Here is a 10,192-nt window from a genome sequence, read left to right as displayed (position 1 = left end):
GCCAGGCTCATTGCTCAGTGGAATCACGAGCCCGGCTCCAGGCTCATACCTCGTTGGACAAGACTGCAGCTTGCGGGGAAACCCGCAAGCTGCCATAATCGCCGGCTTGCGTTGCACCTTGCAGCGCAAAAAATGCGCATCTCCCTTCACACACGGGCTTGCGATCCAGCCTGCCGCGGGGCCCTTCCCCGCAGCGCCTGAGCATCGCGCATGAAACCCACCCCACGCCTTCGCGGCGCAGGCTTTGTTTGATGGTTGATGTTTTTCCGACCATTGAATAGAAGCCTTCGCAGGTTCGCCCTGCGGCGTCTTCGCGTAAGAAAACCGATGACTGATTCTTCTCTGCCAGTGCAGGGCGATTTCGCGCCTGCCGAACTTTCCATTTCCGAATCCCTGGCCCTCGCCGCGCAGCCGGTGGCCGCCGCGTCCAACGGTTTCGTGCGCCTGGGCCTGGCGCCCGAGCTGGTGCAGGCCGTGGAGGACCTGGGGTTCACCCAGCCCACCAGCGTGCAGGACAAGGTCATCCCGATGGCCATGGCCAGCGAGCCGGGTGAGGGCGAACGCTTCGTCGACCTGATGGTTTCCAGCCAGACCGGCAGCGGCAAGACCGCCGCCTTCCTGCTGCCCGTGCTGCACACGCTGATTCGCCGGCAGGCCGACGAGGAGGCCGCCGCGCGCGCCGAGTTCGAGCGCTCCTGCGCCGATGCCGCCGCCAAGGGCGAACCGGCCCCTAAGCGCGCCAAGCGCAAGGACCCGACCAACCCGCGCCACTTCAAGGCCGCCGCTCCCGGGGCACTGGTGCTGTGCCCCACGCGCGAACTCGCGCAGCAGGTGGCGCACGACGCCATCGACCTGGTCAAGCATTGCCGCGGCCTGCGCATCGCCAACGTGGTGGGCGGCATGCCCTACCAGTTGCAGATCGCCAGGCTGCAGAACGCCGACCTCGTCGTCGCCACGCCGGGCCGCCTGCTGGACCTGCAGCGCTCCATGCAGATCCAGCTCGACCAGGTCAAGTTCCTGGTGGTGGACGAGGCCGACCGCATGCTCGACCTGGGTTTCTCCGACGACCTGGCCGAGCTCAACCAGCTCACCGCCGGGCGCCAGCAGACCATGATGTTCAGCGCCACTTTCGCACCGCGCATCCAGCAACTGGCCACGCGCGTGATGCGCCAGCCGCAGAAGGTGCAGATCGACTCGCCGCAGGAAAAGCACGCCAACATCAAGCAGGTGCTGTTCTGGGCCGACAGCGCCATGCACAAGCGCAAGCTGCTCGACCACTGGCTGCGCGACACCACGATCAACCAGGCCATCGTCTTCGCCAGCACCCAGGTCGAGTGCGACGGCCTGGCCAATGACTTGCAGCAGACCGGCTTCAGCGCCGTGGCGCTGCACGGCGCCTTGAGCCAGGGCCTGCGCAACCGCCGCCTGATGGCCCTGCGCAACGGGCAGGTGCAGATCCTCGTGGCCACCGACGTGGCCGCGCGCGGTATCGACGTGCCCACCATCACCCACGTGTTCAACTTCGGCCTGCCGATGAAGGCCGAGGACTATACCCACCGCATCGGCCGCACCGGCCGCGCGGGCCGCGACGGGCTGGCCGTCACCTTCGCCGAGTTCCGCGACCGCCGCAAGATCTTCGACATCGAGGGCTATAGCAAGCAGTCCTTCAAGGCCGAGGTGATTCCGGGCCTGGAGCCGCAGCAGCGCTTCACCGAGTCGCGCGCGCCGCAGGGCCGGCATGGCGCCGGCGCGCGTGGTAGCCGCGACGGGCGCGATGCGCGCCCCGCCGGCGGTCGTGGCGGCGAATACCGCGGTCGCCGCGATGGCGATGGCGGCTATGGTCACAAGCCGGGCTTTGGCGAATCCGCATTCGCGCCGCGCGGCGGCTACGGCGCTGCTCGTTCGGAAGGCGGCTCTGACAATCGCGGCGGCCACGCCGCGCCGCGCGGCAGCCATGGCTTTGCACCCAAGCCCGCTGGCGCGCGCGCCAGCGCCAAGCCGTTCGCGCCCTACGAAGGCCGCAACAAGCGCGCCGCCAAACCGGTTCGTTGACGCCGAGGCGGGGAGCGGCCCCGCCGGACATTTCCCCGAGGGTACAGGCCGGCTTGCAATAGCCGGCTTTTTACGTGTATTGAACGACATCCCCGCCGCGTACACTGCCGCGCATCCACCGAGGAATTTGCACCATGCCACCCTTGCCTCTTGCATCTGCTGCGGATTTCGAGCACATGTTCGCGCTGGCACCGGTTTCGCTATGGCTGGAGGATTTCAGCGCGCTCAAGGCGCTCTTCGACGAATGGCGCGCCCAGGGCGTGACGGACCTGCCGGCCTTCCTGCACCAGCACCCCGAGCAGGTGGTCAAGGGCACGGCCTGTCTGCGCATCCTGCAGGTCAACCAGAAGACGCTCGCGCTGTTCGCCGCCGGGAGCCAGGAGCATCTGATGGACAACCTGGGCCGCGTCTTCCGCGACGACATGCACCAGGGCGTGGCGCGCGAATGGCTGGCGCTGTGGAACGGCGAAACCGAATTCCATAACCAGACGGTCAACTACACGATCGATGGCCGACGGCTCGATGTGGTCGTGCGCGGGCGCATCCTGCCGGGCCACGAGGGCACGTGGGAGCGCCTGCTGGTGTCGCTGGAGGACATTACCGAGCGCGAGCACGCCCTGCGCCAACTGGTGCGAAGCGAGCGCTATGCGCGCGGCCTGTTCGAGCATTCGCCCGTCTCGCTGTGGGTGGAGGATTTCAGCGCGGTCAAGCGGCTGCTCGACGACGTGCGTGCCCAGGGCATCCTGGATTTTTCCACCTTCATCAAGGTGCACCCGGAATTCGTCACGCGCTGCATGCACGAGATCCGCGTCATCGACGTGAACCAGCAGACGCTGCGCATGTTCGCCGCGCACGACAAGAACGACCTGCTCAAGAACCTGGGCCGCGTGTTCCGCGGCGAGATGCGTGACTCCTTCAGCGAGCAGTTGCAGGAGCTGTGGCTCAACCGCACGTCGCAGCAGCGCGAGGTCGTCAACTATTCGCTGGCGGGCGACGCGGTGAACATCCACATGCAGTTCGCGGTGCTGGCGGACCACCTGGAGCGCTGGGACCTGGTGCTCGTCTCCCTCGTGGACATCACCGCGCGCAAGAAGGCCGAGGCGTATCTCGAATACCTCGGCAAGCACGACGTGCTGACCCAGTTGCGCAACCGCGCCTTCTACGTGGAGGAACTGAACCGCCTTTCGCGCAAGGGGCCGTGGCCGCTCGGCGTGCTGGCCATTGACCTCGACGGCCTCAAGCGCGTGAACGACGAGGCCGGCCATGCTGCGGGCGATGCCATGCTGCGGCGCATGGGCGAGGTGCTTGGCAAGGCCGTGGACGCGCCGGGTTGCGCCGCACGCATCGGCGGCGACGAATTCATCGTGCTCATGCCCGCGACCGACGAGCGTGGCGCGCTGGCCATGCGCGAGCGCATCGAGTCGCTGATGGATCTGAACAACCAGTTCTATCCGGGCCAGACGCTCAGCGCGTCCATGGGCCACGCCGTGTGCGCCAGCGGCGACCAGGTGGAGGCCGCCATCAACCTGGCCGACCAGCGCATGTACGCCGAGAAGACGCGCTACTACCGCGACGAGCAGATCGACCGGCGCGCCCGGTCGTAGGGCCGCACGTTCCTATGCCGCATGGGGGTAGGGCCTGCCGCGACCAGCGCCGAAAGCTGACGTTCCGGCAATATCCTGGCAATGGGCCTGAAGTGAAAAGGCCGCTATCTTTTGGATAGCGGCCTTTGCAGCGCCGATGCGCTTATGGTGGTGGGTCCTGAGTGGCTCGAACACTCGACCTACGGATTAAGAGTCCGCTGCTCTACCAACTGAGCTAAGAACCCACTGAAAAAACCTGCCGCCGTGTGGTGGAGAGGATGAGGATCGAACTCACGACCTTCGCATTGCGAACGCGACGCTCTCCCAGCTGAGCTACCCCCCCACAAGCATTCCGCAGTGCAGTTGTCTGTCGTGCAGAAGAGGCAAGACCAAGATTATGCACTATTTTTGGCGCTTCCTGCGGCGTTTCGCGCTTCCCTGCTGCGCTGCGCCAAAAATTGGCCGTCCCGCCGCCGCTCACTGCATGCCGTTGCGGCTGGCCAGCTCCACGAAAAGGCCGGCGTGGTCCAGGCCGCTCAGCCCGTGGTCCACGCTCTGGGCGTAGAGCGACTCGAACAGCGCCGTCGCCGGCGCGTCGAAGCCGATCTCGCGCGCCGTGGCCAGGGCGTTGCGCATGTCCTTGAGCTGCACGGTCATGCGTGCGCGCGGCGCGAAGTCGCGCTCCACCATGCGCTGGCCGTGCAGTTGCAGGATGCGGCTGTCGGCAAAGCCGCCGGCGATGGCCTCGCGCACCTTGGCCATGTCGGCGCCGCCCTTGGCCGTGAACAGCAGAGCCTCGGCCACCGCGCCGATGGTGATGCCCACGATCATCTGGTTGGCCAGCTTGGCGAGCTGGCCCGCGCCGTGCGGCCCCACGTGCGTGGCGTGCCCGAGCGCGCCGAACAGCGCCTGCGCGCGCGCGAAGTCCGCCGCCTTGCCGCCCACCATGATGGCCAGCGTGCCCGCCTCGGCCCCCGTGGTGCCGCCCGACACGGGGGCGTCCAGGTGCGCGATGCCGCGCTCGCCCAGGCGCGCCGCATGGTCGCGAGCCTCCCGGGGCTGGATGGATGCCATATCCACCACCAGCGCGTCGGGCCGCAGCGCGGTGGCAACGCCGTGCGCGAACAGCACCTCGCCCATGGCGGCGCCGTCGGCGAGCAGGCTCAGCACCATGTCGGCGCCGCGCGCCGCCTCGGCAGCGTCGGCGCACACCTGCACGCCGTGCGCCGACAGGCCGGCGGCCTTGGCCGTGGTGCGGTTCCAGGCGCGCACGCCGAAGCCCGCCGCGCGCAGACGCAGGGCGACCGGAAAGCCCATCATGCCGGTGCCCAGCACGGCGACGCAGGGAAGGGGCGATGCGTTCATTTTTTGTCTCTCTCTCGTTGTGTGCGCCGCGCGGCCTGCGGCACCGTGGTGGCGATGATCGTTGCTTTCTTTTCGCCAAGGCTGTCACGGGGCTTGCGGCACCGCAGCCCGCGTTTGGCGCTGCCAGTGCCTTTTGTGACAGCAGCGCACGCATGTTCCAATGAGGCCAATCCCCGGCAAAGGGCGCAACGGGGGATGCGGCCCCGGCCCTGCCGCCCCTTCCATTGCGCGGCCACACTGTCATGCAACACATTGCAGAAAACCACCCGCCCATGCGCATCGCGGCACTCGATGACGATGCGCAACAGTTGAAACTCGTATGCAGCGTGCTGCAATGCATGGGCCACGACTGCGTGGCCTTCGAGCGGGCCGAACCGCTGCTGGCCCAGTTGCGCCGCGAGAGCTTCGACCTGCTGATCCTCGACTGGCAACTGCCCGGCGCCTCGGGTCTCGACGTGGTGCGCTGGGCGCGGGCCAACCTGGAGCACCGCGTGCCGATCATCTTCGTGACCAACCGCAGCGACGAACGCGACATCGTGGAGGGCCTGAGCGCCGGCGCCGACGACTTCATGGTCAAGCCCCTGCGCGTGCAGGAGCTGCGGGCCCGGGTGCAGGCGCTGCTGCGCCGCAGCTACCCCGAGATGCAGAACACGGTGCTGCAGTACGGCGGCTACCGCTTCGACACCGTGCGCAGGACGGTGGAATTCCAGGGCCAGGCCATGGAACTCAAGGACAAGGAGTTCGACCTCGCGCGGCGCCTGTTCGCCAACTGCGGCCGCCTGCTGTCGCGCGCGCATCTCATGCAGGCGGTGTGGGGGCTCGATGCCAGCATCCCATCGCGTACGCTCGACACCCACGTCTCCTCGCTGCGCGCCAAGCTGGGCCTGCGGCCCGAGCGTGGCTTCCAGTTGACCGCCGTCTACGGCCAGGGCTACCGGCTGGAGGCGCTCGACGAGGGCGATGCCGAAGGAAAGATGCCCGCATGAACATGAAAAATCGCCCCCACGCTCCACCGCTGCGCGGGTTGCTGCCTTCCGAGGGGGCAGCATTCCATCTTGGAGCGGTCCGGCGATGAAAAAACTCCTGGCCCTGGCCGCGGCGGCCCTGCTGGCCGCCGCATCCGGCGCACGCGCCGAAGACCTCGTGCCCTACGAGGTGCGGCCCGGCGACACGCTCTACGGCGTGGCCGAGCGTCTGCTGCTGGAGGGCGCGCGCGGCTGGCCCCTGCTGCAGCGCATCAACGGGGTGGCCAATCCGCGGCAGCTCGTGCCCGGCTCCACGCTGCGGCTGCCCGCCGAGCGCCTGCGCGGCACGCCGCAGACGCTGCAGGTGGCCTATGCGCGCGGCCGCGTCGTGGCCGCCGCCGCCGACGGCAGCGAGCGCGCGCTTGGCGCCGGCGACACGCTGCAGGAAGGCGAGACCGTGTGGGTGCAAGACCGCAGCTTCGCCACGCTGCGCCAGCGCGACGGCTCCGAGGTGCAGCTTCCCGCTGGCAGCCGCCTGCGCCTGCTGCACTTGCGCGAAATCGATGGCGCCGACCGTTCGCGCAGCGTGTTCGAGCTCGAAGGCGGCCGCGTGGACGCCGCAGTGCAGCCGCAGCGTCCGGGCTCGCGCTACGAGGTGCGCACGCCGCTGGCCATCGCGGGCGTGCGCGGCACCCGCTTCGGCGTCGCCCTGTCGCCTGCCGGCACCGTGTCCGACGTGACCGAGGGCGTCATCGGCGTGGCTGCGGCGCAGGCCGCCGCCACGCCGGTGCCGGTGCGCGCGGGGCAGGGCGCCGTGGTGGGCGCCGGCGCGGGCGTGAGCGTGGTGGACCTGCTGCCCGCGCCCGACCTGTCGGGCCAGCCGCAGCGGCAGGAGGACATGCCCTGGAGCGTGCCGCTGCCACCCCTGGCGCCGGATGCTGGCGCCGCGCGCTACAGCGTGCAGGTGGCGCGCGAAGGCGCCGCCGCGCAGGTGCTCGAAGCCATCGACGCGGTGGCCGCGCCCGTGGTGATCGGCGGCCTGCCCGACGGGCGCTACCTGCTGCGCGTGCGCGCCATCGACGCGCGCGGCCTGCCCGGCGCCGTGGCCGAGCGCGGCGTGCGCGTCAAGACCCGGCCCGTGGCGCCGCTGGTCCAGTCGCCGGCCGCCGGGCAGTTGCTGCCGCTCGGCACGGTGCACCTGGCCTGCACTGACGTGTACGGAGCCGAGGGCTACCTGCTGCAGCTCGCGCGCACCCCCGACTTCGCCGCGCCCGCCGAGCAGCGCGCCGAGCGCGCCTGCGGCTTCGACATCCGGGTGGAGGAGGAGGGCGCGTACTACTGGCGCGTGGCCAGCCTGGCGCGCGAGGCCGCCGGCGCGCCGCCGGAGCGCGGCCCCTACAGCGCCCTGGAATCGTTCCACGCCTCGGCCCTGCCGCCCGCGCCCGGCGCGGGCATGGAGCAGGAGGACGGCGCCGACGGCCAGCGCATCCGCTGGAAGCCGGTGCCCGGCGCCCGCTACGTGGTCGAGGTGGCGCAAGAAGGCGATGCCGACTTCGCGCACCCCGTGCAGCGCCTGGAAGTGGACGAGGCCGAAGCCCGGCTGCGCCTGCCCGCCACCTGCGGCGGGCGCTATGCCGTGCGGCTGCAGGCCATCGCCGCCAATGGCCTGCGCTCGGAGTTCTCGCCGCCGCGCTGGCTGCGCGCGCCGCAATCGCTGTGCACGGGCCAGGGGCTGCCCGTCGGCAGCGGAGCCGGCATGCCCTGGTCCCGGCCGTGACCACCCGCGCGCGTGCGCTGGCGCGCGCGTTCCGGTCTTTCTGGCCGTTCTGGTGGGCCCTGGCCGCCGCCGCGCTGGGCTGGATCAACGGCCTCGGGCCGCAGGACGGCCTGCTCATGGACCAGATCACGCGGCTCAATGGCCGCGTGCCATCGCCGGGCATCGTCATCGTCGCCATCGACGACCGCAGCATCGCCGAGCTCGGGCGCTGGCCCTGGCGGCGCAGCCTGCATGCCGCACTGCTGGAGCGGCTGCATGCCGCGGGCGCGCGCGCCGTGGGGCTGGACATCATCTTTTCCGACGAGGACCTGCTGCACCCGCAGGACGACGCCGCGCTGGCCGCCGCCCTGCGGCGCAGCGGCAACGCCGTGCTGCCGCTGCGCATGGAGCAGATCGGCGCACAGCCGCCCGCCGCCGCCCTGCCGCGGCCCGAACTGGCGGCGGCGGCGCGCGGGCTCGGCCACGTACACGTGGAGCTGGACGCCGACGGCATCGCCCGCAGCCTGTTCCTGCGCGAAGGCACGGCGGGCCGCTGGTGGAACCACTGGACGCTGGAGCTGTTGGCCGCCGCGGGCCAGCCGCTGGCCCAGGCGCGCTGGCCCGGCGAGCGCCGCCGCGCGCAGGAGGGCGCCAGCGCGCAGGGCCTGTGGCTGCGCGACTACCGCATGCAGATCCCCTACGCCGGGCCGCCGGGCAGCTTCGCGCGGGTGTCGTACGTGGACGTGCTCGACGGCACCGTGCCCGATGCCGCGCTGCGCGGCAGGATCGTGCTGGTCGGCGCCACCGCTGCGGGGCTGGGCGACGCCTACCCGGCGCCCGTCACCAGCCAGGACGGCATCATGGCCGGCGTGGAAATCTCGGCCAACGTGCTCGATGCGCTGCAGCGCGGCATCACGCTGCGCCGCGCCGCGCCCTGGCAGAACGCCGCCTTCACCGTGGTGGCGCTGCTGCTGGCCCTGGCGGCGCTGCGCCGGCTGCCGCAGCGCGTGGCGGGCGCGGCCATCGTCGCCCTGCTGTTCGCGGCGCTGGGCGCCGCCGCGCTGGCGCAGCGCTGGGCCGGCCTGCAGTTCGCGCCGGGCGCGGCGCTGCTGTGCCTGGGCCTGAGCTACCCGCTGTGGAGCTGGCGGCGCCTGGAGCGTGCCATGGGCTATCTGGCCGAGGAGTTCGAGCGCACGCGCCAGGGCGGCGGCAGCCTGCTGCTGCCCGCGCCCGCCGGCAGCGCCCCGGCGGCGGACGAGCTGGAGCGCCGCATCCGCGCCATGAGCAGCGCCGCCGAGCAACTGCGCAGCCTGCAGCGCTTCGTGCGCCAGAGCATCGACGCGCTGCCCGACCCGATGCTCGTGAGCGACGCTGCGGGCACGGTGCTGCTGGCCAACCAGAGCGCGCAACGCGAGTTCGGCGCCAGCCCCCCGCTCGTCGGCGCCATGCTCGGCGGCGTGCTGTCGCGCCAGTTGCGCGGGCCTGCGGGCGCGCCACTGCCGGCTTTCGACGCGGTATGGGCGGCCATGGACGCCAGCCCCCAGAGCGCGGACGTGCGCGAGATCCAGGTCACCGACGCGCGGCGGCGCGAACACCTGCTCAAGGCCGTGGAGCGCGTGGACGACCAGGGCGCCCACGCCGGCTGGATCGTCAGCCTCGTGGACGTGGCTCTGCTGCTGCAGGCCCAGCACCAGCGCGAGGAGACGATGCGCTTCCTCTCGCACGACATGCGCGCGCCGCTGTCCTCCATCCTCACGCTCATGGAGCTGGAGCGCGGCAACCCGCGGGAGGCCGCCGCGCTGCACCCGCGCATCGCCGCGCACGCCCAGCACGCGCTGCGCCTGGCCGACAGCTTCGTGCAGTTGGCGCGCGCCCAGGGCGACGCCTATACCTTCGACGAGGCCAACCTCGGCGACATCCTGCTCGACGCCGTGGAGCAGTTCTGGGCCCGCGCGCGTGCCATGTCCGTCACGGTGCGCGCCACGCTGCCCGATGCGCCCTGCTACGGCCGGGTGGAGCGCGCGCTGCTCACGCGCGCACTGGCCAACCTGGTGGACAACGCGCTCAAGTACAGCCCCGCGGGCGCCAGCGTGCAGTGCACGCTGCAGGTGCAGGACGGTGAAGCGCGCATCGAGGTGCGCGACCAGGGCCCCGGCATCCCCGCCGCGCAGCAGGAGCTGCTGTTTCGCCCCTTCCAGCGCCTGGGCGATACCCGCGGCGGCCCCGGCGGCGCGGGCCTGGGGCTGGTGTTCGTGCAGACCGTGCTGCTGCGCCACAACGGGCGCATCGAGGTGCATTGCGCGCCCGGCCAAGGCACGGCCTTCGTGCTGTTCGTGCCGCTTTGCGATGCCTGATGCCACGGGTTCATGCGCATACTCTGGGGGAGTATGATAATGCACCGCCCGTTTAATCTGCGCTGGCGGATAGGAGGGGTGGGGAGTATATTTTTTCTTGTGACACCCGCGCAGCGC

The 10,192-nt window shown here is 70.8% G+C and carries 6 protein-coding genes and 2 tRNA genes; 5 read left to right on the top strand and 3 right to left on the bottom strand.

What is annotated here, in order from left to right:
- The first annotated feature begins 327 nt into the window (after positions 1-327).
- Entirely contained in the window at positions 328-2,052 is a 1,725-nt protein-coding gene (locus PY257_RS01535) for a DEAD/DEAH box helicase (protein ID WP_275738057.1), read from the top strand.
- Between the two features lie 134 nt (positions 2,053-2,186).
- Complete coding sequence (locus tag PY257_RS01530; protein ID WP_275738055.1) at positions 2,187-3,656, top strand: sensor domain-containing diguanylate cyclase; 1,470 nt, start codon at positions 2,187-2,189, stop codon at positions 3,654-3,656.
- Between the two features lie 148 nt (positions 3,657-3,804).
- Here PY257_RS01530 and PY257_RS01525 read toward each other — a convergent pair.
- From PY257_RS01525 to PY257_RS01515, 3 genes are all read right to left on the bottom strand, one after another.
- Positions 3,805-3,880 (bottom strand) — tRNA-Lys (locus PY257_RS01525).
- A 22-nt stretch (positions 3,881-3,902) separates the two neighbouring features.
- Positions 3,903-3,978: transfer RNA gene (locus PY257_RS01520), tRNA-Ala, on the bottom strand.
- Positions 3,979-4,112: 134 nt separating this feature from the next.
- Positions 4,113-5,000, bottom strand: a complete 888-nt coding sequence (locus tag PY257_RS01515) for an NAD(P)-dependent oxidoreductase (RefSeq protein WP_275738053.1) — start codon at positions 4,998-5,000, stop codon at positions 4,113-4,115.
- 272 nt (positions 5,001-5,272) lie between these two features.
- Here PY257_RS01515 and PY257_RS01510 point away from each other — a divergent pair, with 272 nt between their 5' ends.
- The 3 genes from PY257_RS01510 (at position 5,273) to PY257_RS01500 (ending at position 10,075) form a co-directional block, all read left to right on the top strand.
- Positions 5,273-5,986: a response regulator transcription factor gene (locus PY257_RS01510; RefSeq protein ID WP_275738066.1), complete on the top strand. Its 714-nt coding sequence runs from the start codon at positions 5,273-5,275 to the stop codon at positions 5,984-5,986.
- 85 nt (positions 5,987-6,071) lie between these two features.
- Complete coding sequence (locus PY257_RS01505) at positions 6,072-7,742, top strand: FecR domain-containing protein (RefSeq protein WP_275738051.1); 1,671 nt, start codon at positions 6,072-6,074, stop codon at positions 7,740-7,742.
- Positions 7,739-10,075, top strand: coding sequence for a CHASE2 domain-containing protein (locus PY257_RS01500; protein WP_275738049.1), 2,337 nt, complete (start codon positions 7,739-7,741; stop codon positions 10,073-10,075). The genes PY257_RS01505 and PY257_RS01500 overlap by 4 nt, the downstream gene beginning before the upstream one ends.
- Positions 10,076-10,192 lie beyond the last annotated feature (117 nt).

The sequence above is a fragment of the Curvibacter soli genome, from assembly GCF_029211125.1.
Lineage (GTDB): Bacteria > Pseudomonadota > Gammaproteobacteria > Burkholderiales > Burkholderiaceae_C > Curvibacter_A > Curvibacter_A soli.
The sequence above is the reverse complement of the archived record's forward strand: the minus strand, read 5'-3'. Positions and strand labels throughout refer to the sequence as shown.

Bases quoted from the DNA above. Each gene is read 5' to 3' on its own strand.
- PY257_RS01535 (WP_275738057.1), top strand. From the start codon at position 328: ATGACTGATTCTTCTCTGCCAGTGCAGGGCGATTTCGCGCCTGCCGAA.
- PY257_RS01530 (WP_275738055.1), top strand. From the start codon at position 2,187: ATGCCACCCTTGCCTCTTGCATCTGCTGCGGATTTCGAGCACATGTTC.
- PY257_RS01515 (WP_275738053.1), bottom strand. From the start codon at position 5,000: ATGAACGCATCGCCCCTTCCCTGCGTCGCCGTGCTGGGCACCGGCATG.
- PY257_RS01510 (WP_275738066.1), top strand. From the start codon at position 5,273: ATGCGCATCGCGGCACTCGATGACGATGCGCAACAGTTGAAACTCGTA.
- PY257_RS01505 (WP_275738051.1), top strand. From the start codon at position 6,072: ATGAAAAAACTCCTGGCCCTGGCCGCGGCGGCCCTGCTGGCCGCCGCA.